The 22646-nt window shown below is 48.5% G+C and carries 22 protein-coding genes; 14 read left to right on the forward strand and 8 right to left on the reverse strand.

Annotation, left to right across the window (positions count from 1 at the left end):
* Positions 1–25: 25 nt before the first annotated feature.
* The 10 genes from FN808_RS11200 to FN808_RS11245 all read left to right on the forward strand — a co-directional run bounded on the left by FN808_RS11200 (position 26) and on the right by FN808_RS11245 (position 10576).
* Positions 26–1027 carry a LacI family DNA-binding transcriptional regulator gene (locus FN808_RS11200; RefSeq protein ID WP_142714687.1) on the forward strand — a complete coding sequence of 334 codons (1002 nt, stop codon included), beginning with the start codon at positions 26–28 and terminating at the stop codon, positions 1025–1027.
* A gap of 29 nt (positions 1028–1056) precedes the next feature.
* Complete coding sequence (pfkA, locus tag FN808_RS11205) at positions 1057–2052, forward strand: 6-phosphofructokinase (RefSeq protein ID WP_142714688.1); 996 nt, start codon at positions 1057–1059, stop codon at positions 2050–2052.
* Between the two features lie 3 nt (positions 2053–2055).
* A complete protein-coding gene (locus tag FN808_RS11210) occupies positions 2056–3846 on the forward strand; it encodes a glycoside hydrolase family 13 protein (RefSeq protein ID WP_142714689.1) in 1791 nt (596 codons plus the stop codon).
* Positions 3847–3851: 5 nt separating this feature from the next.
* Entirely contained in the window at positions 3852–4394 is a 543-nt protein-coding gene (locus tag FN808_RS11215) for a TlpA family protein disulfide reductase (RefSeq protein ID WP_142714690.1), read from the forward strand.
* On the forward strand, positions 4381–5268 hold the full coding sequence (locus FN808_RS11220; protein WP_142714691.1) for an aminotransferase class IV: 888 nt from the start codon (positions 4381–4383) through the stop codon (positions 5266–5268). Before FN808_RS11215 ends, FN808_RS11220 begins: the two co-directional genes overlap by 14 nt.
* On the forward strand, positions 5265–6548 hold the full coding sequence (pabB, locus tag FN808_RS11225; RefSeq protein ID WP_142714692.1) for an aminodeoxychorismate synthase component I: 1284 nt from the start codon (positions 5265–5267) through the stop codon (positions 6546–6548). Before FN808_RS11220 ends, pabB begins: the two co-directional genes overlap by 4 nt.
* A gap of 158 nt (positions 6549–6706) precedes the next feature.
* The gene (locus FN808_RS11230) at positions 6707–7801 is read left to right on the forward strand and encodes a Gfo/Idh/MocA family protein (protein WP_142714693.1); all 1095 of its coding nucleotides are present in this window, start codon (positions 6707–6709) and stop codon (positions 7799–7801) included.
* 202 nt (positions 7802–8003) lie between these two features.
* Positions 8004–9527: a sigma 54-interacting transcriptional regulator gene (locus FN808_RS11235; RefSeq protein ID WP_142714694.1), complete on the forward strand. Its 1524-nt coding sequence runs from the start codon at positions 8004–8006 to the stop codon at positions 9525–9527.
* A gap of 74 nt (positions 9528–9601) precedes the next feature.
* The gene (rpmE, locus tag FN808_RS11240) at positions 9602–9814 is read left to right on the forward strand and encodes a 50S ribosomal protein L31 (protein WP_142714695.1); all 213 of its coding nucleotides are present in this window, start codon (positions 9602–9604) and stop codon (positions 9812–9814) included.
* Positions 9815–9934: 120 nt separating this feature from the next.
* The gene (locus tag FN808_RS11245; RefSeq protein WP_142714696.1) at positions 9935–10576 is read left to right on the forward strand and encodes an MBL fold metallo-hydrolase; all 642 of its coding nucleotides are present in this window, start codon (positions 9935–9937) and stop codon (positions 10574–10576) included.
* A 5-nt stretch (positions 10577–10581) separates the two neighbouring features.
* Here FN808_RS11245 and FN808_RS11250 read toward each other — a convergent pair whose 3' ends face one another.
* The 5 genes from FN808_RS11250 to FN808_RS11270 all read right to left on the reverse strand — a co-directional run bounded on the left by FN808_RS11250 (position 10582) and on the right by FN808_RS11270 (position 15338).
* Positions 10582–11214, reverse strand: coding sequence for a hypothetical protein (locus FN808_RS11250; RefSeq protein WP_142714697.1), 633 nt, complete (start codon positions 11212–11214; stop codon positions 10582–10584).
* 140 nt (positions 11215–11354) lie between these two features.
* Positions 11355–11873 (reverse strand): LPS assembly lipoprotein LptE, encoded by a 519-nt coding sequence (gene lptE / locus FN808_RS11255; RefSeq protein WP_142714698.1) that lies wholly within the window; start codon positions 11871–11873, stop codon positions 11355–11357.
* The gene (locus FN808_RS11260) at positions 11863–13155 is read right to left on the reverse strand and encodes a sigma-54 interaction domain-containing protein (protein ID WP_142714699.1); all 1293 of its coding nucleotides are present in this window, start codon (positions 13153–13155) and stop codon (positions 11863–11865) included. The genes lptE and FN808_RS11260 overlap by 11 nt, the downstream gene beginning before the upstream one ends.
* Positions 13156–13498: 343 nt before the next feature.
* Complete coding sequence (gene miaB / locus FN808_RS11265) at positions 13499–14860, reverse strand: tRNA (N6-isopentenyl adenosine(37)-C2)-methylthiotransferase MiaB (RefSeq protein WP_246068342.1); 1362 nt, start codon at positions 14858–14860, stop codon at positions 13499–13501.
* A 106-nt stretch (positions 14861–14966) separates the two neighbouring features.
* Positions 14967–15338: a DUF488 domain-containing protein gene (locus FN808_RS11270; protein ID WP_246068343.1), complete on the reverse strand. Its 372-nt coding sequence runs from the start codon at positions 15336–15338 to the stop codon at positions 14967–14969.
* A gap of 167 nt (positions 15339–15505) precedes the next feature.
* Between FN808_RS11270 and yiaK the strand changes: the two genes are divergently transcribed.
* Positions 15506–16516: a 3-dehydro-L-gulonate 2-dehydrogenase gene (yiaK, locus tag FN808_RS11275; protein WP_221930016.1), complete on the forward strand. Its 1011-nt coding sequence runs from the start codon at positions 15506–15508 to the stop codon at positions 16514–16516.
* Here yiaK and pyrE read toward each other — a convergent pair.
* The 3 genes from pyrE to FN808_RS11290 form a co-directional block, all read right to left on the reverse strand.
* Entirely contained in the window at positions 16510–17151 is a 642-nt protein-coding gene (gene pyrE, locus FN808_RS11280) for an orotate phosphoribosyltransferase (RefSeq protein ID WP_142714701.1), read from the reverse strand. The two genes, yiaK and pyrE, sit on opposite strands and share 7 nt — an antisense overlap.
* Positions 17152–17226: 75 nt before the next feature.
* Complete coding sequence (locus tag FN808_RS11285) at positions 17227–17691, reverse strand: phosphatidylglycerophosphatase A family protein (RefSeq protein ID WP_142714702.1); 465 nt, start codon at positions 17689–17691, stop codon at positions 17227–17229.
* Positions 17678–18304, reverse strand: coding sequence for a CDP-alcohol phosphatidyltransferase family protein (locus FN808_RS11290; protein WP_142714703.1), 627 nt, complete (start codon positions 18302–18304; stop codon positions 17678–17680). The genes FN808_RS11285 and FN808_RS11290 overlap by 14 nt, the downstream gene beginning before the upstream one ends.
* A 98-nt stretch (positions 18305–18402) precedes the next feature.
* On the opposite strand from FN808_RS11290, the gene FN808_RS11295 reads away from it, so the two are divergent.
* Genes FN808_RS11295 through FN808_RS11305 form a run of 3 tightly spaced genes read left to right on the forward strand, consistent with a single transcriptional unit; the run spans position 18403 to position 22646 of the window.
* Positions 18403–19695: a competence/damage-inducible protein A gene (locus FN808_RS11295; protein ID WP_142714704.1), complete on the forward strand. Its 1293-nt coding sequence runs from the start codon at positions 18403–18405 to the stop codon at positions 19693–19695.
* Positions 19692–21749: a putative porin gene (locus FN808_RS11300; protein WP_185958363.1), complete on the forward strand. Its 2058-nt coding sequence runs from the start codon at positions 19692–19694 to the stop codon at positions 21747–21749. The genes FN808_RS11295 and FN808_RS11300 overlap by 4 nt, the downstream gene beginning before the upstream one ends.
* A gap of 12 nt (positions 21750–21761) precedes the next feature.
* The gene (locus FN808_RS11305; protein WP_142714706.1) at positions 21762–22646 is read left to right on the forward strand and encodes a cell division protein FtsX; all 885 of its coding nucleotides are present in this window, start codon (positions 21762–21764) and stop codon (positions 22644–22646) included.

Raw genomic sequence — 22646 nt, forward strand, 5'->3', positions numbered from 1 at the left:
CATTTACAATTAGATCGAATACCAGTTGTCTCATACTATCTACGACATAGCCCGCAAGGCAGGGGTCAGTATTGCAACCGTCTCCAGGGTATTCAATGAAAGTTCCAAGGTCTCGGCTGCTACACGAAAGAAGGTTCTTCACATTGCCAACAAAGTGGGGTATCAGCCGCAGGGCTATGCCAGGGGACTTGCAAGCAGGCAGTCTAACGTTATCATAGCCGTAGTACCACTGCTCTCGAACTATTTTTTTCTGCAGGTGCTGAATGGCATTCAGGGTGTTATATCGGAGACAGATTTCGAGTTGCATATTTATAATGTAAAGCCTGAAGAAAATCCTCTTAAACAGCTTAAAAGGCTATTGGGTCGCCGATGGGCAGATGGCTATCTGTTTGTTTCTGTTCATCTTGATGAGGATGACTGGGCTGAAGTCGCCCGTCTGAATCAGCGAATGGTTCTGATCGATGATGCATACAGCGGCTGCGACTATTTCCAAATCAACAATAAGAAAGGAGCACGCAAGGCCACAAAATTTTTCCTGGACCGTGGTTTTGAACATATCGGTATGATTACAGCTGCAAAGCGTTCCATTCCCGCCGGTAAACGCTGCAAAGGGTTTTTGGAAATACAGCGGGAATACGGGCTGACACCTGATGACTCGCTGGTTGTAAGGGGCAGTACGGCTTATCGGGACGGCTTCAATGAACGCAATGGCTACGAGGCGATGCATCAGTTACTGGCACTGGACAGTCCACCAGAAGCGGTTGTCTGTGTTTCGGATATTCAGGCTATTGGCGCACTTTCAGCTATGAAGGAACAAGGAATACGGATTCCCATCATCGGCTATGATGATATACAGCTTTCAGAATATATCGGACTTTCAACAATGCGACAGCCCATGTACAAAATGGGACGCGAAGGAGCCCGGCTCTTGCTTGATAGCCTTAGCGAAAGGCCATCAGAACTGGTTCAGGAAAATTATACACCTGAACTCATTTTGCGTTCCACGACCAATGGTATTGAACAATAAAGTATAAACAAACTATTTTAGACGAATTTATGTCAGCTAAGCAACAACAGATAAAACGGATTGGAGTGTTAACCTCGGGGGGCGATGCCCCGGGAATGAATGCCGGCATACGAGCCGTAGTCCGGGCTTCAGTTTACTACAAAATGACTCCCCTGGGTATTCGACATGGCTATGATGGCTTTATAAATAATGAAATACACAAGATGGATGCCGGTTCTGTCAAGCATATCATCCATCAGGGAGGCACCATCCTGAAGTCAGCCCGGAGTATGGAGTTCAAAACGGATAAGGGCATGCAGAAAGCCTGGAAGAATGTCCAGAAACATAACCTGGACGCCATGGTCGTTATCGGGGGCGACGGAACCTTTAAGGGAGCCATGGAGTTTGGGAAGAAGTTTGATTTCCCTATCGTTGGTATTCCGGGAACCATTGATAATGATATTTACGGCACGGACTTCACGGTCGGTTTCGATACGGCCGTCAATACGGTAGTGGAAGCGGTGGATAAGATTCGCGATACCGCTACGTCTCATAATAGACTCTTTTTTGTGGAGGTTATGGGCCGGGATGCCGGCTTTATTGCCATGTATTCAGGAATAGGGGCAGGGGCTGAGGAAATTCTCATCCCTGAAAAGGATCGCGGCATCGAGCAGCTGTTTGAATCGCTTGAACGAACCTCAAAACGGCGGAAAAGCTCTCGACTGGTTGTGGTAGCAGAAGGTGACAAAAACGGCAATGTGTACGACCTGGAAGAACAGGTCAAAGAACGATTTGGCGACCGCTATGAAACCAAAGTGACCATTCTGGGTCATGTGCAGCGGGGAGGACGTCCCAGCTGTACCGACCGTGTTCTGGCAAGCAGGCTGGGAGTAGCTGCTGTGGAGGCGCTCAAAGATGGTAAAAGAGGTGTTATGGTGGGGGTACGCAACCGCAAGGTGGAATTTACTGATCTGGAGCAGGCTACAAAACGCAATCCCGAAATGGACAAGGAACTGATGCGGGTTGCCAATATTATTTCAATATAACAAATGGATACGGTACAACATATCAGGCAGCCGGGCACAGTGACACCCCACAGCGGACCTCAGTACCATACCCCGTCGTGGGCAAAACACGTAATCTGGTACCAGATCTTCCCCGAGCGATTCCGGAACGGGGATCCCTCCAATGATCCGGTTGCTGAACGAGTCCACGGTCCCCGGGGATGGGAAATCATGCCATGGACTTCCGATTGGTACAGCCGGGCTCATTGGGAGCGTTCCATGGGCCCTAACTTTTTAGACAGCGTGTACCGGCGTCGCTACGGGGGCGACCTGCAGGGTATTATTGATAAACTTGATTACCTGCAAAGTCTGGGCATCGGGGCCCTCTACCTTAACCCCATATTTGATGCTGTTTCCCTGCATAAATATGATGCGAGCTGTTATCATCATGTGGATCGTTTTTTTGGTCCGGACCCCGAAGGCGACGCACGTATCATGGAACAGGAGGACCCGATGAATCCCGAAACATGGCAGTGGACTACTGCTGACAGGCTTTTCCTCAAGCTCATTGACGAAGTGCATCAACGGGGGATGAAGATTATAATCGATGGGGTCTTTAATCACACGGGAACCGATTTTTGGGCGTTTAGAGACCTGGCTGCAAAACAGCAGGGCTCTCCTTTTAGCGATTGGTATGCCGTCCGGTCCTTCAAGAATACTGATGACAGTGATTCGGAATTTGATTATGCCGGTTGGTGGGGGCACAAATCCCTGCCGGAATGGAGAGAAGAAAATGGTACGCTCGTTCGGCCTGTCCGGGAGCATATTTATGCCATTACGCGACGCTGGATGGATCCCGATAATGATGGGGATCCATCCGACGGAGTTGACGGATGGCGTCTGGATGTGCCGGAAGAAGTAGGTGTGGATTTTTGGAAAGAATGGACGTCATTGGTGCGGACAATCAATACGGAGGCCTTCACGGTGGGAGAGATATGGACGGACAAATCCGGGGAATGGGTGAACGGGGACCTTTTTAATGCCGCCATGAATTATCCCTTTGCCAAAGCGGTTCAGAAATATATGATTGATCGTGCCATACCGGTTGATGCATTCCTGAAAAGACTGAAGGAGCTACGAAGAAGTTTGCCCGAGGAAGCATCGTTTGTCATGCAAAACCTAATGGACAGTCATGATACGCCTCGTCTGGCCTCCATGATTGTTAACCCCGGACGAGAATACAATGAAGAGGGAAGGCCGGGGGAGGGCTTTGATGTTCGGAAACCCAATGCGGAAGAACGCCGTCTTCAAAAATTGATTGCTTTGTTTCAATACACCTACCCGGGCGCTCCGATGATTTACTATGGTACCGAAGCCGGCATGTGGGGCGCGGGAGACCCTGATGATCGCAAGCCCATGGTATGGAAGGAATTCGAGTATGAGCCGGAAACGACTCACCCGATGGGTAAAAACCGCCCGCGGGATGATAATAATTTTGACCCGAAGCTCTTTGACTGGTATCAAAGACTGGCGAAAATAAGGAATGAACATTTAGCACTTCAGACCGGCAGCTTCGAATTGCTGGCCATGGACGGAGAAAATGATTTTTTTGCTTTTGCCAGGTTTCTGAGTCATGAACAGTTCGCAGTGACTGTGCTGAATCGATCAGAGATGTCACAGAATATTCGCATTCCCTTGTCTGACGTTTCATTTCCGGAATTACGCTATATGGATAATCCTCTTACAGATACCCGCCATGCTGTCGGGGATGATCATGTTGAACTCAATCTTCCGCCCGTTGCCGGAGCCATTTTAATCCCTGTGCGAGGAGACTGAACCCAATGAAAATAGATCCCAAATATTTTAACAGCTTTCTGGGCGTGGTCGCGATTATTGCTGCGCTTTTAATTGCCTACTACACCGTAAGCAGCCAGCAGGACAAGCGGAAAGCGTTCAAAGAACGTATCATGCAGCAGGATTCTCTTCAAACTGTCTCCTGGCCGATGGTCCAGCGGCAGGACAGTCTCAGGATAGCAGATTTTAAAGGGCATCATGTATTGATTCACTTTTGGTCCAACTGGTCGGATGCCTCTATCAGTGCCCATCAAAAATTAGCGACTCTCAAGGGCAAGCAGGGAAAAGCTCTTTCTGTAATAGCTGCAGCAGTGGGACTTCGAAAGCAAGAAGCTCTGTCTTACATCAATAAGCATGAGTTCCCTTTTTACCACGTGGCCGGCTCCAAACAGTTTTCATCCTTTGGAATACCCGGGGTGCCCGCCTATCTTTTATATACACCCGCGGGGCGGCTTCGGTATGTCTCCCTGGGAATTCTTGACGATGTAAAAGTTGACAGTATAAGTAATATAATCAATGGAAACCCCTGATGAGAGCTGGATCTTATTTGATGGTATGCTGAAACCGGCCAGCAGCCCGGTAATACCCGCCGACTCAAGGGGACTTATGTACGGCGATGGGGCTTTTGAGACCATTCGTGTATACAGGGGAAGCACGTTGCTTCTTGAGAACCATCTGGACCGTCTTAACAGGGGACTTCATGCACTGGGTATGGATCAACTGGACCGCACAAGAAAAAAAACTCTTGAAGGTAAGCTTTATCAGCTACTCCGGAAAAATGATCTTCTGTCACGCGATGCCATCATACGGTTGCAGTTCTGGCGCAAGGGGGGACGAGGCTATCATGCCGTGGATGGTCATTCACGCTACGCGGCTGTAGCTTCCGTCTGTCCTGATTACCGGCAATATTATCCTGTACTGGCAACCGTATCGACCAGACGCATTCCTTCCGGGTGCCTGCCTTCCGAAGGCAAGTTCACCAATGGCATCAACTACATACTGGCGGCCAGGGAAGCCGCTGATAAAGGGGCAGATGATGCCCTTATGCAAACTGTGGACGGGGCAGTTTCGGAAACCACCATCGCCAACATATGCTGGATCAAGGGCACGAGCATCTTTACGCCCTCCCTGCAGTGCGATCTTCTTCCGGGCATAACTCGTAACATTATGCTGGATATTGTCAATCGGAACTCTGAACTTGAAATGCGGGAGGGTATCTACTCGGTAGAATCATTGTACAAGGCAGAAGCTGTCGTATTATGCAATTCAGTACGGGAAATCATGGCCGTCAGTAAAGTCGATGGCCATGTTTTTGAAACGGATCACCCTGTTGTAAGTGAATTGCAGCAGCTGTATACCGCTTTTCGAATTGAGCATTCCAAAGTCCTTCCGCATACATCATGAAGATGGATCTGGCTGCAATAACAGAAGCATTCGCCCGAAAAGGACCTGTGATCCTGCTGGAATCCCAGTCCAGTGACCATCCATGGTCGAAAAAATCTTACATAGCCGCCCGGCCCCGTGCCGAAATCACTGCATTTGGAACGAAGATCCGGATCATTAGCCGGGAAGGCACGCAAGCCTTCCAGGCCAATCCGTGGGAAGCACTGAAAGTATTCAGAAAGCAGTATGGTGGCTGGTTGTTTGGTTATCTGGGATACGACCTGAAAAATCAAATCGAATGTCTTCAATCAAAGAACCCGGATCCTGTTGGCGCCCCCGATCTCTATTTCATGGTACCTGATTTTATTGTGGAACAGGATCGAGGCGCATCGCAGAGCACCCTGATTCATGGAAGCTGGCCTCCTGAAGGAATCTCAGAGGGAGCAACGTTCAGCAGCGATGAATTTGACGTCCGAGTATTCCGTCCCCGGCAATCGATGTCTGACTATCTTTCTCGTATTAAAAAAGCCCAGAAGGCCATCTTTGAAGGGGAGTTTTATGAGATTAATCTTTCGCACCAACTCAGGGGGGAATTCACCGGTTCTCCCTTTGCACTGTATCAGAAGATGAAAAAAAATGGTCCCGTACCGTTTGGAGCGTATCTGCAGACCCCTGATTTTGCTGTATGCTCTCAATCACCGGAACGGTTTTTGCGAAAGGAAGGAAATCTTATTTTTACTCAGCCTATCAAGGGAACGGCCCAGCGGGGCAGGAGTGAACAGGAAGATCAGGCCCTCAAAGCGGCCCTCAGCCATTCGGCAAAAGAACGGGCCGAGAATTTGATGATCGTAGATCTGGTCCGCAATGACTTAAACCGGGTGGCCCAGAAAGGATCGGTAAGTGTTCCCAGGTTATTTGATATAGAGACATTCAGTACCGTTCACCAGATGGTCTCCACCGTTGAAGCCCGTACCCGGGAGTCAGATCCAGTCCGGATCCTTAAATCCTGTTTTCCCATGGGATCGATGACCGGGGCTCCAAAAATAAGGGTCATGAAAGCCATTGATACACTGGAAAAGTATCGTCGTGGTATTTATTCAGGGGCCATTGGATATATTAAACCCTGGGGGGATTTTGATTTCAATGTGGTTATCAGGACAGCCATTATCAAGGAACAGAATCTTTTTTATTCGGTAGGCGGAGCTATTACCGGCGACTCGAACCCCCGGAAGGAGTGGAAAGAAACGATGATAAAGGCACAGGCACTGCGTAATGTTCTCAGCAGGTCTGAGCAGCAGTAATAGGAGACAGGGGATAAACGGAATCATCCTGAAGCCGTTCGGGCAGGACCCTGTCCGGCATGCGATATTTTTTATCATTCAGCAATAATTCTTTGAATTACCGGAAACCTCTGTATATCATGTAACATGATACTGTTTAACCTAACGGAGGAGGAGCCATGAGTGATAAGATTTCCCGAAAGAATTTTTTAAAAACAACGGGCTCGGCATTGGCAGTGGCCTCGCTGGGCTTTCCATCCATCATACTGCCCAGGAAGAAAGAAAAACTGGGTGTGGCACTGGTTGGCCTGGGTAATTACAGTACCTCGCGGTTAGCACCCGGATTACAACAGACGGAGCACTGTGAACTGCGGGGCATTGTTACCGGATCTCCGTCCAAAATTCCGGTTTGGCAGGAACGCTATGGTATACCGGACGGCAATGTATATAATTATCAGACCATGCACGAGCTGGCCAGCAACGACGACATTGATGTGGTCTATATCGTGGTACCAACCGGGCTTCATGCCAAGTATGCCATTAATGCCGCTGAGGCGGGAAAACACGTATGGTGTGAAAAACCAATGGCCATGAATGTCGATGAATGCCAGTCCATTATAGATGCTGTCAATAAAAATGATGTCCAGCTTGCCATTGGCTACCGCATGCAGCATGAGCCCAATACCCGAACCATCATACGCTATGGAAAGGAAGAGACTTATGGTTCCGTGACCGGCGTACAGACGGGAGCGGGGTATAATGGAAGCCATCCGGAGGGAAACTGGAGACGCGATGCGGAGCTGGGAGGAGGTGCCTTGTACGATATGGGCGTCTATCCGATCAATGCCGCACGTTATGCGACTAGCATGGAGCCGGTGGCCGCCAGTGGTATTCAGCGCTCAGAACGATCCGAGATGTACAGTGAAGTTGACGAAACCACGGTCTTTGAACTGGAATTTCCAGGCGGCGTTATTGCCAAGGGAGAGACCAGTTTTGGAAAATCAATGAACTACCTGGATGTGGAATGCACCGATGGCTGGTATAATTTGCGTCCCTTCCAGTCCTACAGCGGGGTACAGGGAGAAACCAGTGACGGAACGAAACTACCTCCCGATCCAAACCACCAGCAGGCCCGTCAAATGGATAACGAAGCCCTGGCCATTAAAGAGGGCCGTCCGCCTGTTGTACCCGGTTCAGAAGGGCTGAGAGACATCAGGATTGTACGTGCTATTATGATGTCTTCCGACAAGGGCGGAAGCCAGATTAAATTGTAGGTTGGTTTTCCATATGGAAGAAGAGGAAGCATTTTTTACACATCCTGCGTCTCCCGATGTTTTTTTTTGACTCTCATTTTTGGGTATTATATCCTCATTCAATGAAATGATAAACCGGCAAGTCTGGTTATAGGGGTAGGTATATCCTCCCAACACGACGGTGGAGGTCACTCGCAATTGCATTAAGGAATACTGGAGATAGATGACAGAAAGCAATATCGATCAATGGCGCCAAAATGTTGAAACATTGGGACAGCTTAAGGAAACCGAATGGCAATCTGTTTCTGTAAAAGAGGAAATTCGGCGTAATCTAATTGCCAGAATTCGGTCAGGTGAGACACTCTTCCCCGGGATCAAAGGGTACGACCAGTCCGTCATTCCCGAGTTGCAGCATGCGCTACTGTCCCGGCACGATTTTATTTTGCTGGGATTGCGGGGACAGGCCAAGACAAAGATCCTTCGTCAGCTGCCTGACTTTCTGGATGAGTACCGGCCGGTTGTGAAGGGGTCTGAAATTAATGACAATCCGCTGAATCCTATTTCCAAACAGGCCCGGGAGCTCATCGCCGGAAAGGGAGATGAAACACCGGTTGAATGGATACATCGCAGCCGGCGTTACGGCGAGAAGTTAGCAACTCCCGATACCACCGTTGCCGACCTGATCGGTGACATCGATCCCATCAAGGCCGCTGCTCGGAAACTTACGCTGGCTGATGAAAACGTAATCAATTTTGGGCTGGTGCCACGGACCAATCATGGTATTTTTGCCATCAATGAACTGCCTGATCTCCAGCCACGGATCCAGGTGGCACTGTTAAATATAATGCAGGAGCGTGATATCCAGATCCGGGGATTTAATGTCCGAATTCCGCTTGATGTTCTTATGGTATTTTCAGCCAACCCGGAAGACTATACCAACCGTGGCAACATCATTACGCCGCTTAAAGACCGTATTGATGCGCAAATACTGACGCATTATCCGCGGGACATAACTATTGGTATGGAAATTACGCAACAAGAGGCCTGGACCAGCCGAGACGGATTGCCGGAAGTCAGGGTGCCAGCGATTATGAAGGAGCTGCTGGAACAGATCGCCTTTGAGGCGCGGGAATCAGAGTATATCGACCAGAAAAGCGGGGTTTCTACACGCATGACAATCACAGCAATGGAGCAGCTTATTTCATCTGCCGAACGAAGGGCGCTTCTTAATAACGAGAAGGAAACAACCGCCCGCATTACCGATCTGTTTCATACCGTTCCCGCTCTCACCGGCAAGCTGGAGCTCGTCTATGAAGGTGAGCAGGAGGGAGCATTGAATGTGGCAAAACATATCATCGGCAAAGCAGTTAAACATATATTTGCCAACTATTTTCCCGACCCCGAGCTCCAAAAACGGCAGGATGACAGGAGTATTTACCAGCCGGTTCTGGACTGGTTTGCTGACGGCCACGCCCTTGAAATCAGCGACCAAATGTCGAGTAAGGCCTACAGAGAAGCACTCTCAGAAATTACAGGCTTAAAGCAGCTGGTGGAGAACGAGAGCAGGGCGCCGTCTCAACATGAAGAAGAAACCTATGTATTGATGGATTTTGTTGTTGAGGCATTGCACCAGCACTCCATGCTGGGCAAAGAAGATATGGATAACCGTCGTTCCTATTCCGATATGCTTGGAAGTATGCTCGGTTCCATGGATGATCTGGATGATCTTGGAGACTTTAAAGAATAATTGAAATTGCAAATAGGTTTATATACCCTTATCTTTGTCCACGGAAATAGGCAATAAAGAAATTTAATGATCTCATGAAAAAAGGAATCCACCCAGAATACAACGAAATTACGGTTGTAATGAGCGATGGTACGGAATTTAAAACCCGCAGCACCATGAATCCGAAAGATGGAGTTTACCGCAGTGAGGTTGACTCTAAGAATCATCCGTTCTATACCGGAAATATGAACTTTCAGAAGAAAGCTGGCCGTATTGACCGCTTTAAGAAGCGTTACGGAACTGACTGAGTTTACCAGATCGAACCAGGTCATTCAAGGATGCATGTCGTACTGAGATGCATCCTTTTTTTATTAACTGAAATGGATTACACTGCCCGCAGGCAGTAAATCTCAATGGTTGCACAGATTATGGACATCACCTGTTTTACGGTTGGACCTTTTGCTGAAAATACCTACCTGCTGGCTGAAAAAGGGCAGGCGCTCATCATTGACCCGGGATTCTCCAGTCAAAATGAATTCAATGAACTTAGGTCAGTACTTGAAGAGCAGGATCTGACCTTGCTTGCCGTTTTGCTGACACATGCCCACGTAGATCACGTGATGGGCCTACCGTATGTTCTCAGCCATTTTGAAGTCCCCGTCTACCTGAGTGACAAGGATCGCTATCTATGGGATAACTTTTCTTCCCAGGCAGCCATGTTTGGTTTCCAGGTCAAAGGATTTGATTTTAATCCCCGATCACTGCCCATAACTGAAGACTGGGCCATCGGTCCCTTTGAATTTGACGTACGATACACACCGGGACATGCTCCTGATCATCTGTCTCTCTACCACGCCAAAAGTGGCAGCCTTATTGCCGGAGATGCCCTGTTTAAAGAAGGCGTGGGGCGCACGGATCTCTATAAAGGCGATATGAATCTTCTGAAAGAATCTATACGCGAACAGCTATATGTTCTTCCTGATGAAACCAGGGTTTATTCCGGACATGGCCCGGAAACGACCATTGGTCATGAAAAAGAGTCAAATCCTTTCGTAAAGCTTGAGGCGTAGGCTATTTATTCTTCTTCCTTTCCTTCCTTTAGTTGACGCAGTCGATCTATCTGTTTATTAAAATAATCGCTCTTATTTTTTTTGATGCTTTTAAGCTGTTGATAAGAACGAATAGCTGTATCTATCTTTCCCTGTTTTTCATGAATCCTGGCCAACGTTTCTGATACGATATCATCCACCTCGCTGACAGCCGCCGTCCGTTCCCTCGACGGTTCGTCCCGGGAAGAGGAGTTGTCAGCTTTGATACGGTGGGTTTCCACACCGGAAAGTTTCTGTATGAGCGAATCCAGATCAAGTACCGGCCCGGGCCGGTCAAGTGTTTTGGAGGTGTTACGTATGGAGGGGCCGGGATCGGGTGTCCATGCTTCAAAGGCATCCGGATGACTCAGATAATAATGCAGCTTACGGAAAAAGGAGCTGCCCGGGGCATAAATACGCGCTTTGAGCGCTTCCTTCACAGCTTTTTCGTGCATGTCCTGCAAGTGATAAAACCAGGCCAGCAGGAAATATCCAACAGCATCGGGCCCCCGTTTGTTCAGCTGTTTTTTTAACCGCTCAGTTGCCTTGACAGGATTCTGGTCAAATATTTCAACATAGGAAGAAAGTGATTTGGATATTTTGAACGGTAATTGAAGCATCTATTCTATTTAAAAAGTTCCCGACCCAGCTGCTTGTTAATTATACAAATTGATGATGTTAGCAGTCAAATAATTAAATGACTAATTATTTCCCGGAAAGCGCTGGAAACCGATATATCTTACACCCCGGCATGCTGGCCTTACCACCCACTTACAGCGTCGTTAAACATATTGTCGGCCACCCGGCCCAGCGCCTCAGCTGCCGCATTGGTCTCCCCGTCAATGGGGTTTTCATTAATATCATAGGTCGCAGAGCCACTGAACGATTTGCTCCATTCCGACTGCTCCTCGCTGGTATACTTGAAAGTAGCACTTATACCGATTGTTACCTCATTAAGACTGGTCTCGTCTTCGCCGGTAACGCTGAATGGACCGTTTCTATAGCTGGTTATTGAGCCTTCCAAAACAGCATCTGCTGAAGCTTCCGAGTTGGCCAGCTGCAAGCGGGTCTGGTTAATAAACCGCTCAACGAGTGCATCATTGAGTCGATCACTTAAGTTTCCTATTCCACTGGAGGACTGGTCGGCAAAGAAGGGGATGTAAACGGAATTCACATTTTCTGGTATGGAGGTACCGGTAAAACTATACCGGAAACACCCCGTGGCCATCAGGCTTGCCAGCATTACAAGCACCAGGGCTGTTTTGTTCTTAAAGATCATATTGATCGAGCTTTCGATATAGTGTTCGTTCACTAATTCCAAGGGCTTCGGAGGCCTTGCGGCGATTGCCTTCGTATTTTTTTAGGGCCTGTTCGATAAGAAACTGTTCCGTCTTTTCAATAGAGGGTATCGAACCTGTATTGAAAAACTGCATAAGCTCTTCACCTGCCTGTTCCTTTTCCTCGGAAATATCAGCTTCTGCAAAAGATTGCACTCCAATATTTTCTTCTGTGGCTTCATCCATATCAATATCCAGGTCCGTCATAGTGCCGTGTTGTACTTCATCCTGAATATTCTGGGGAAGCGCCTTTAGATTCTTCTGAGAAAAAGTTGAGTAGAGGAAGGTGCCAAGCATTTTCTTAAGTTCGCCAATATCATTTCTCAGCTCCACCAGGGCCCGGTAGATCAGCTGCTGGTCACCATCACCGAAAGCGCCGTTGGTCGATTGTCCCTGGTGCTGGCTTGCCAGCATGGGCAGGTTATCGGCAGAACCGGTATGCTGGCGCCCCTTAAGGTATTTTTGAAGCTTCTCTGTATCAATAAACTGAGACTTCTCCAGTACAACGAGCTGTTCAGCCACATTTCGCAGCTCCCGAACGTTGCCGGGCCAGCGGTAGGAGATGAGCAGTTCTTTGGCTTCATCGGAAAAGCCCTTGAAGACAGAGTCATATTTGGCAGAGAATTCGGTGACAAATTTCCTGAAGATGGGAATGATATCGTCGGGGCGTTCCCGGAGAGGAGGAAGCTTGACTTTAACCGTATCGAGGCGATAGTAGAGATCTTCACGAAATGATTCTTCCTGCACAAGCTGCCAGAGATCTTTGTTGGTGGCTGCAATAACGCGGACATCCGTGGTACGTAATTTGCTGGATCCCACCCGGAAATATTCCCCGGATTCAAGAACGCGCAACAGCTTCACCTGCACATTCGCTGGCGTATCCCCAATTTCATCCAGGAAAATGGTGCCCCTGTTAGCTTTCTCAAAATAGCCTTCCCGTGCTTCATGGGCCCCGGTAAAAGCCCCCTTCTCATGACCAAAGAGCTCGCTTTCAATAATGCCCTCGGGGATGGCACCACAATTGACAATCACCATATTTTCATGCTTGCGATGACTTATCTCGTGAATGGCCTTCGCTGTGATATCTTTACCAACCCCACTTTCGCCCTGCAACAGGATGGTGATATCCGTATCAGCCACCTGTATAACTTTGTCAATGACCTGCTTTAAGGCAGCCGATTCACCAATGAGCCCAAATCGTTCCTGAAATGCTTCCCGATCCATATGGAATACGCCTGTTTAAAACTTAAATGCCTAATTTCTCTATGCTCTAAAGGTAAGAATTACTGCTCTAGATACATAAATATATTCTACCGTTCAGGGAGCGATTTGAGTCCATAAGTATCCCTGAACAGCACCTGTCCAGATGCTGTACTATGAGGGCATATGTCACGGAGGATCCATGATCAGGCCGTCGGATAAATCTTTCAATTTCGCCAATTGTTTCGCTGGCTGAGGAACCAACCCCGGTTCTTAAATGCCATGGAAGAAGCGGGCCGATGTACACAAAAGCCTGCCACTACATCAGGCTTTCAGACTTTTATTCCCGACACTAACAATACAAAAGTCAGGCTGTGATCTTTTCTGCTTCAAACTCTGCAATACTGCTTTTTTTGATGGGATCCCCCATCAGGGTAGCCGATGTACAATCGGTGATAACAACTTCTACATATTCTCCCTTGGCATAGTCCTCGCGGTCGAATACCACCATTTTGTTGGTATCCGTACGTCCGCACAGTTGTTCATCGGAACGTTTACTGGGGCCTTCCACCAATACCAGGTGACGGCGACCGATCTCTTTTTTGTTGAGTTCCTCCTGGATATTCATCTGCTGTTCAATGATCTCAGAAAGGCGACGCTTTTTAACCTTTTCAGGTACATCGTCCTCATACTTGCGCTGGGCCAGCGTCCGCCCCCGTTCTGAGTAGGCGAACATGTAGGCCAGGTCATATTTTACCCTGGCCATCAGGGAGAGGGTATCTTCGTGTTCCTCTTCTGTTTCCCCGCAAAAGCCGGTTATAATATCGGTCGACAAGGTAACACCCGGAATGATTTCACGCATCCTATCAACGAGATCCAGGTACTGCTGCCGTGTGTAAGGACGCCTCATGCGCTCAAGTACCTCATCATTGCCGGACTGCGCCGGAATATGGATGTAATTGCACAGATTGGGCTGCTCACTGATGATCTTAAGAAGTTCTTCAGGGAAATCCTTGGGGTGTGGAGAAGAAAATCGAACACGCATTTCAGGATCCACCTGGCTCGCTTTATACATCAGGTCGGCAAAAGAGTGTTCCCCGTCATTGTACGAATTTACATTTTGTCCCAGCAGGGTAACCTCCCTGTATCCCTGATCACTGAGCCGCTCCAACTCATCGAGAATACTCTCCGCCGGGCGGCTTCGTTCTCTTCCACGGGTAAAGGGGACCACACAGAAAGCACACATATTGTCGCAGCCCCGCATGATGGTCACAAAGGCACTGACTCCGTTGTCATTGGTACGCACTGGCTTCACATCTGCGTATGTTTCTTCCAGCGACAGCAGAACATTGACAGCTTTTCGCCCGTCGTCAACATCGGCAAGCAGCTTGGGTAAATCCCGGTATGCGTCGGGGCCCACCACGAGATCGACCAGTTTCTCTTTTTCCATGATCTTGTCGCGGATGCGTTCGGCCATACATCCCAGAACCCCCACGGTAAGGTCGCCCTCTTTTTCCTTTTTAAGGGCTTTAAACTCCTTGAGCCTGTTCCAGACTCGCTCTTCGGCATTTTCCCGAATTGAACAGGTGTTGATGAATATGACTTCTGCCTGATTCGGTTCATTGACCGGCTGCATGCCATCTTCCATCAGTATGGAGTTGACGATCTCCGTATCGGAGACATTCATTTGACAGCCGTATGTTTCGATATAAAAATTCCGTTGATCCAAGAGAATAGAGTTTTGCTTACTGGTTGTGAAAGAGCATGAAATATAAGAAGAGATTCGCTCTTTATGAAAGGCAATAAGAAAGCTGGCCAGTCGGGAAATGTCCTCTCTATAATTTTCTCTCCAGATAGTCCTTCAGCACCACAGCATTATTATGATCCCGATCCCTGGCTGCAAAAACAAGGGTTGCCTTGCAGTGCTCCCGGATGGTGGAAAGCAGTTCCTGCACCGCCTCCTGCTTCTCATGGAGTTCTCCGCGATACCGACGGCTGAACTCTTCAAATTTTTCCGGATCGTGGTCAAACCATCTTCTCAGTTTATCCGATGGGGCCAGCTCTTTATTCCAGGCATCGAGCTGAAGCTCCTGTTTGCTAACGCCCCTCGGCCAAAGCCGATCTACAAGCACCCGCCAGCCGTCTTTTTCTTTTTCTACATCCTCATAGGCGCGTTTGATTTGAATGGTTGGTTGTTTACTCATCATCTGAAGCTTCCAATAGGATAAAAGGTTCGGGGAATCTATTTAATATGTAGAAAATTAACAGGCAAATAATATAAGGGCGGAAGTTGTCCCATAAAATCTTTTAATTTTGCTGCTGTTTACGGAACTTTGAGCCGATAATATGTTTTTTAATCGAAACCATACGCCATATGTTGAGAATACCATTTGAGGAAATCAAACAAACGCTGGTCACGATACTGGAGAAGTATGATTTTTCTCCTGCAAAAACCAAAATTATAGCTGAGACTCACACACAGTCCAGCTGCGATGGGGTGTACTCTCATGGACTTAACCGTTTTCCCCTTTTCATTGAATATGTCGAAAAAGGACTGATTGATATTACCGCAGAACCTGAAAAAGTGGCCTCTTTTGGGACTATGGAACGGTGGGATGGCCGAATGGGGCCGGGAGTAACCAACGCTCACCACTGTATGGAACGGGCCCTCGAACTGGCAAAAGATCATACCCTGGGTGCAGTGGCCCTTCGCAATACCAACCACTGGATGCGCGGGGGAACCTACGGATGGAAAGCAGTGAACAAGGGGATGATTGCCATCTGTTTTACCAATACAACACCCAATATGCCCCCGTGGGGCGGAAAGGAAAGTCGTATAGGCAATAATCCCTTTATTATTGCCATCCCCCGGAGCAGGGGACATGTGGTACTGGATATGTCCATGTCACAGTTTTCATTCGGGAAAATTCACAATTACAAGCTCAATAACGAACAGCTTCCTTTTCCGGGCGGATGGGATGAACAGGGTAATCTGACCCGCGACCCGAAAAAAATTCTTGCCAGGGAGCGTGGGCTGCCCATCGGCTACTGGAAGGGATCGGCGTTGTCGATGGTATTGGATATGCTGGCGGCCCTGCTGTCTGACGGGAAATCGACCAGGGAAATAGGCAGCAAAGAATATGAGACCGGCATTTCACAGGTCTTCCTTTGCATCGACCCCGCCAAATTTTCGGATGGAAACCTCAAAGATCAGCTGCTGGATAATATTATTGATTATGTACACGATGTGCCTCCCATGAACAAGGGAGATCACACCTATTATCCCGGCGAGCGAACCCTGGCAACCCGAAAAGAGCAGCTGAAAAACGGCATAAGGGTCAGCGAGGAAATATGGGAAACCATCAACCAGCTAAAAGATCAGTGAGGCCACTTTTCAGGATTTTCTCTCCATTTACCAAGGGTCTGCAAATCTTCCTCGTCTACAAAGCCGTTCTCACTGGCCACCTTGATCAGGGTGGCATAGTCCGTCAGGGTATGGACGGGAATATCCGAATCCTCGAATCGTTTCAGGGCCTTGTCAAAACCATAGGTGAAGATGCTCAGCACTGCCCAAACATCTGCGCCAATAAATGTAAGGGCTTCAACCACTGAAATGGCAGAACCGCCGGTTGAAATGAGATCTTCGATAATAATCGTTGACTCACCCTTTTGGATGCCGCCTTCAATCTGGTTGCCCAGACCATATGATTTGGCCTTCGATCGAACATAGGACATGGGTTTGTTGATATTCTCCGCAACCCATGCGGCGTGTGGAATACCTGCTGTGGCCGTTCCCGTAATTACATCCACATCAGCATACTCGCTATTGATAAACTCAACAAAATTTTTGGCAATTTTTTTCCTGATTTCCGGATACCGCATTGTCAGGCGGTTATCGCAGTAGATAGGGGAATTCCAGCCGGAGGACCATGTAAACGGATCGTTGGGTCGCAGTATCACGGCATTGATATTAAGCAGGTCAAGCGCAAGTTCTTCAGCAAAAGATGAATCGATAATCATATAAAAAAGGGTTTATCTACAGGCTGTACAGCATTGAAGCTGCCAGTCATCACTCGTAATGTTGTTAAGTTGCTATCAAATGATAAATAATATAACGCTTAAGCATAAAAAGGCATAAAATCCGGCCAGCAGGTCATCAACCAGGATACCGAGTCCGCCTGGAAGTTTTTGCAGCTCGTCTACGCCCAGGGGTTTCTTAATGTCAAAGAATCGAAATATAATGAATCCAGCTACTAAAAGCAGAATATCATGGGAGGGAGTCCCGAAAAAGGGGATGGCAATAAATGCCATGCCCTGTCCTGCAAATTCATCCATGACCAGGGGCGAGGGATCACCGCCCCATACTCGTTCGCACTCCTCCGATACCCAGACGGTGATGAAGGAGCAGAGCAGAGTAAAGAGGGCAATGCCGTACCAGGGAGCATAAACACCAATAAAATAAATCGGGAAAAGAGCAAAAAAACTGCCCCAGGTACCGGGCGCATTGGGTAAAAAACCAGCGTAAAAAAAACTACCTAAAATCGGTTTAATTTTTTGCATCATACTGTGTAGTAAAAATATTTTTATTGACGTAAATGTATTCAATTCCGGAATATAATGTAAGAGCAACGATAAGCATCATCAGCCATCCGAGAATGCCCGATTGCAGCAATTGCAAGCAATAACGGCTGAGCCAGACATCCGCTGAAACGAAAACACCGACAAGGAGCACAAGATAAAGAAAAATCATCTGGCTCATAGTTTTAATTTTAGCGGTCCACCGTGTTTTCATGGTAATGTTCCGCCAGTCTGCAGCAATGCGCATGCTCGTGATTGTGACATCCCGTAATACAATGACTCCTATAGCCCACCACGGAAATTGTGTGGCATCAATAAAGGGTAAACAGATAAAACCTGCAAAAGTTAAAAATTTATCAGCCAGGGGGTCAAGGAAAACGCCGTAGGGGGTCTGGGCTTCATACAGGCGTGCCAGGTAGCCGTCAAAAAAATCGGTTACCACAGCAACAGCGAAGATACCTACGCTGAGTGCACGCCAGACGACTTCATCCTGTACGTATAAAATTAAGAATATGGGTGCCAGAATAATACGTATGGTACTTAGTATATTTGGAAGTAGATGCACGTATTTACAGATGCAGTCGTCAGTGGCCATTCCCATTCAAAGCTGAAAATATAAAGTGCTTCGAAAAGCTGCCAAAGATTGATATTTTGGGATTCAATTTTATCTAAAATAAGAATTAGAATAACAGTATGCAGTGTCGGATTATAAGTATAGGCGATGAGTTGCTTCTCGGCGATACCGTCAATACCAATGCCAGCTGGATGGCACAGGCTCTTACGGAAGCCGGTATCGACGTCGAGCGTATCGACACCATCAAGGACGATTTGGTGGTTATTAAAGATGTTCTCGAAGAAGCGCTTTCCTCTGTGGATGCTGTTATTACTACGGGAGGACTGGGGCCAACACACGATGATATGACGAAGAGGGCGGTGACTGAGCTGTGGAATTCCGAACTTGTTGTGCATGAACCGACCCTCTCATTTATCAGGGAAAAATTCAAAAAGCGGAACATCCCTTTTAGCAAATCCAACTATCACCAGGCGGAGGTGCCCGCCGACTGCGAGGTGCTGTTCAACAAAGAGGGCACGGCCCCCGGCATGTGGTTCGAGCGGGATGGACATCGCCTGGCCGTCCTGCCGGGTGTTCCATCGGAAATGAAGCATCTCATGCGGGAATACATCTTACCGAAGCTCACAGAGCGGCAACAGGGGACAGAGGTACGAAGAACGCATTACCTGCTAACCTCCGGAATTGGGGAAAGTACGCTCAGTGATGAGGTCATAGGATCCCTGGAAAATTTCTTGACGCCCAGTGCGAATATAAGTGTTGCTTATTTGCCCAGCCCCTCCGGAACTCGCATACGCATACGCGGGCACGCTGCTTCGGAAGCTGAACTGGATGAACGCCTGAAGCCGGTTGTAGCATATATTCGTGACAGGGCGAAATCGTATCTCGCAGGTGAAGGAAAAGAATTACAGCTGGCAGAGGTGGTGGGAAAACTATTGTATGAACAGGGGCTGACGGTATCCACCGCCGAAAGCTGCACGGGCGGAGCCCTGTCTAATCAACTAACAGACATCGCAGGAAGCAGCCGGTACGTAAGAGGAGGGATTGTCGCCTACGCCAACGATGTTAAAATAACGGAACTGGACGTCGCTGCAGATGATATAAAAGATGCCGGTGCGGTCAGCAAGACGGTTGCCTTACAGATGGCCCGCGGGGTAGCGCGGAAGATGGATACTGACATCGGTCTCTCCACAACCGGAATAGCCGGCCCCGGCGGGGGAACAAATGGAAAGCCGGTAGGTATGGTTTGGATAGGTTTCTGGAGCCGGAAACAGCATTTTGCCCTGCGGGCCCAGTTTACGAAAGATCGTCTGGCAAATAAAGAACGTACGACAGCCGTTGCCCTTGAAATGGTGCGCCGCGTATTGCTGGATATTCCAGAAATGCCCTACGGACTTAAAAAACAGCTGGCTTGAGATTAGCGCTATCCACATATCTCTTACTGTTGCTTCTCTGGATGCCTGTGAAACTGTGGGCCCAGGTGGACCAGACATCCATCGATTCGGTTGCAATTGACCGTACCCTTTTGGAAAAGATAACACTATCGGATGTATCCACGTCCAGAGACGAGGATACGGCCCCCGCAGATTCCGCGAAGCCCCTGATTAAAGTGATCCCCTGGGAATTCCGTTCCCCAATCGGGGCCGAAGTTACTGCCACAGACAGCACCCTTCGCTGGCAGATATGGCCCGACTGGACCTACAAACTCAATCGCGAGCCGGGAGTGGTGAGTTACCGGATGGGTACCAGCATACGATCCAATGCCGTACAGCGGTATGCCCATGAACCGCGACACCAGGAGCTTTACTGGGAGGGCATCCCCCTTAATGATCCCGTTTCCGGCATGCTGAACTGGTCGCTGATTCCGCAGCATAAAATAAGCACGGTCTATGGAGAGGATTTAGGCACCCATTACCGTACCACCTACTATCTTACCCAGTACTACCTGAACAAGCCACTGTCGAGGCTCATCTACAGTGAAAGTAAATTTTCGAGCCGCAATCTTGAATTTGAAGTCAGTCACAACCTGTCTCAGAAAACGAATATCGAACTCAGGTACTGGGATCGACGGGAGGGAGGTGAGTATGATAATTCCGAGGTCAAGGGACGCCAGATATTTGCCAAAGCCAGTCATCACCTGGACGACCGGCACCTGCTAAAACTCAATTACGTTAACAATAAACTGGATGTGGGACGTCCCTTTGGCTATATCACCGGAGCGTTGCGGACCTTTAATTTTGACCGATTTGAGACTGTTCCGCGCGAGGGCTCCGGAAATTCAACGGAAATAAACAATTTGCTTGCCCTCAACTTTTACAGGCGGAGTGCTGATTCAACGCTGGCTACAGATAATTTACACGGCAGCCTGTATTACCGCAGTACCCAGCGCATGTTGCAGCGGACGGCCGATTCCACCTCCTACAACATCAGCTCGCTGGGTCTGACGACTCGTAAATGGTGGTCAGCCGGCCTGTTGGACATGGAAGGGGGGATCACCTATGAATATTTTTTAAATCGCGAACAGCACCCCGCCGGCGTTCTCGCCACCGGTAACTGGGGGCTGCTGGAAGCGGAAGCTAAAACATCGGTACATCCCGCATCCTTTGTGACGCTACGGGTCGATGGTGCTTTAAAAACGCGCAGTGACGGTTTCAGCGGTCATCGACTTAATGGAGTCCTCGACTTTGACATAGGTAAATTTGCTCTGACGGCAGGCTTATCCTCAGGTTCTCTGATGCCCACCCCCCAGCAGCTGTACTGGAGATCAGGGGCCTTTAGTGGAAATCCCGGACTCTCGAATGAAGACATACAGGAAGGGCGGGCACAGCTGACCTATCATTTCACCCCAGGCACTCGACTAGGTATTCGCGTACAGCACAAGGACATAACGAATGGTCTGATGGTAGATGCCTCTTCCATATCCAACAACCTTGATAATTTTAAACCTGGCCCAACCATAGGAGCAGACAGCATTTTTATCAATGTGAACAGTTATGCATCGCAATCTGCCGCCGCTTTTTTTGACTGGGATGCCCCCCATTTTGAATTTAACGGATCTGCGACCCTTCACCAGTTTACAAACCCTACTTTTGCCCCGGATCAGGCCATACCGATGTCAGCACAGCAACGATTCTGGATAAAGGCAGGGGCCTATTGGAAAGGATACCTATTTGATCGAGCGACCTATGTTAAAGCGGGGCTTTCAGGCATGCTAACCCCCTTTCGCTATCAGGCGGACCACTACAATCCCGAACTGGATTACTGGCTTCCGGTAAGCAGCGACCAGCGGCTGCCTGCCTTCAACCGCCTGGACCTGGACATTTCAGCACGTGTACGGTCAATTATGTTTGTTATGCGCTGGCAAAATATACTTGATGATGTAAGCCAGCCGGGCTACTTTGAGACGGCCGGATACCCCATGTCTCAGCGGAAATTCCTTTTCGGGGTTCGTGCTTTATTCAGAAACTAACGAGTACTTTTTATGAGCTTAGGATATGTTATAAAAGAAGGATTTGCAGGATTCAGACGCGCCCGGCTGGCTTCTTTTACTGCCGTGTTTTCTCTTTTTGTGGCGATTTTGTTGCTGGGCGTACTGGCGCGGGTCTCCTATAATGCTTATGAAGTAGCCCAGTCTCTGAAACAATCCATTGATATTGAAGTTTTTCTCAATGAGATTGATGATAACAGCCTTCACAATCTCAGGACAACTCTCGAAGAGGAAGAGCTGGTACAGGAGGTGACCTATATCTCGCAAGACAGCGCTGCCGCAATCTTTAAGGACGAATTCGGGACCGGTGCCGCAGCCATGGCGGAGCTTAATTTTCTACCGGCCTCCTTTCGGCTGGTCATGACATCCGATACGGATATCGGGCGCATCGACAGCCTGGTCTCTGAAATTGAAACATATGAAAGCGTTGATGAAGTGCGATTTAATCAGCAGCTGCTGCAGATGATGGAGCAGCGCTTTCAAACCGTCGCAACAGCCGGCGGGGGACTGGGAGTACTTATTCTGCTGGCCGCCTTAATCCTGGTATTCAACACCATTCGCCTGACGATCTATGCCAAGCGTGACCTTATCAAGGCCATGAAACTGGTCGGAGCCACAAACGGATTCATCCGCAGACCCTTTGTGGTGGAGGGCGTAATACAGGGGACAATAGCGGGGATTCTGGCGATGGGGGTGATGTACCTCGTTTTTCACTTTGTCCTTCCGCAGTATGTTCCTCAGTTCGGCATCCTGGCCTGGCCCTTTGGACGCTGGTATTACCTGAGCGGAGCTATGCTGTTTCTTTCGATCTTTATGGGATACTGGGGAAGCCAGTGGGCCGCACGAAAATTCATAAAGCAGACTTCGATCTCGCAGTAA

The organism is Fodinibius sediminis (genome assembly GCF_900182555.1).
In the GTDB taxonomy this organism is placed as follows: domain Bacteria; phylum Bacteroidota; class Rhodothermia; order Balneolales; family Balneolaceae; genus Fodinibius; species Fodinibius sediminis.

What these genes read in the sequence shown, in the direction of transcription:
- pfkA (WP_142714688.1), top strand. Translation starts at nt 1,057, where the DNA reads ATGTCAGCTAAGCAACAACAGATAAAACGGATTGGAGTGTTAACCTCG.
- FN808_RS11210 (WP_142714689.1), top strand. Translation starts at nt 2,056, where the DNA reads ATGGATACGGTACAACATATCAGGCAGCCGGGCACAGTGACACCCCAC.
- FN808_RS11215 (WP_142714690.1), top strand. Translation starts at nt 3,852, where the DNA reads ATGAAAATAGATCCCAAATATTTTAACAGCTTTCTGGGCGTGGTCGCG.
- FN808_RS11220 (WP_142714691.1), top strand. Translation starts at nt 4,381, where the DNA reads ATGGAAACCCCTGATGAGAGCTGGATCTTATTTGATGGTATGCTGAAA.
- pabB (WP_142714692.1), top strand. Translation starts at nt 5,265, where the DNA reads ATGAAGATGGATCTGGCTGCAATAACAGAAGCATTCGCCCGAAAAGGA.
- FN808_RS11230 (WP_142714693.1), top strand. Translation starts at nt 6,707, where the DNA reads ATGAGTGATAAGATTTCCCGAAAGAATTTTTTAAAAACAACGGGCTCG.
- FN808_RS11235 (WP_142714694.1), top strand. Translation starts at nt 8,004, where the DNA reads ATGACAGAAAGCAATATCGATCAATGGCGCCAAAATGTTGAAACATTG.
- rpmE (WP_142714695.1), top strand. Translation starts at nt 9,602, where the DNA reads ATGAAAAAAGGAATCCACCCAGAATACAACGAAATTACGGTTGTAATG.
- FN808_RS11245 (WP_142714696.1), top strand. Translation starts at nt 9,935, where the DNA reads ATGGACATCACCTGTTTTACGGTTGGACCTTTTGCTGAAAATACCTAC.
- FN808_RS11250 (WP_142714697.1), bottom strand. Translation starts at nt 11,214, where the DNA reads ATGCTTCAATTACCGTTCAAAATATCCAAATCACTTTCTTCCTATGTT.
- lptE (WP_142714698.1), bottom strand. Translation starts at nt 11,873, where the DNA reads ATGATCTTTAAGAACAAAACAGCCCTGGTGCTTGTAATGCTGGCAAGC.
- FN808_RS11260 (WP_142714699.1), bottom strand. Translation starts at nt 13,155, where the DNA reads ATGGATCGGGAAGCATTTCAGGAACGATTTGGGCTCATTGGTGAATCG.
- FN808_RS11270 (WP_246068343.1), bottom strand. Translation starts at nt 15,338, where the DNA reads ATGATGAGTAAACAACCAACCATTCAAATCAAACGCGCCTATGAGGAT.
- yiaK (WP_221930016.1), top strand. Translation starts at nt 15,506, where the DNA reads ATGTTGAGAATACCATTTGAGGAAATCAAACAAACGCTGGTCACGATA.
- pyrE (WP_142714701.1), bottom strand. Translation starts at nt 17,151, where the DNA reads ATGATTATCGATTCATCTTTTGCTGAAGAACTTGCGCTTGACCTGCTT.
- FN808_RS11285 (WP_142714702.1), bottom strand. Translation starts at nt 17,691, where the DNA reads ATGCAAAAAATTAAACCGATTTTAGGTAGTTTTTTTTACGCTGGTTTT.
- FN808_RS11290 (WP_142714703.1), bottom strand. Translation starts at nt 18,304, where the DNA reads ATGGCCACTGACGACTGCATCTGTAAATACGTGCATCTACTTCCAAAT.
- FN808_RS11295 (WP_142714704.1), top strand. Translation starts at nt 18,403, where the DNA reads ATGCAGTGTCGGATTATAAGTATAGGCGATGAGTTGCTTCTCGGCGAT.
- FN808_RS11305 (WP_142714706.1), top strand. Translation starts at nt 21,762, where the DNA reads ATGAGCTTAGGATATGTTATAAAAGAAGGATTTGCAGGATTCAGACGC.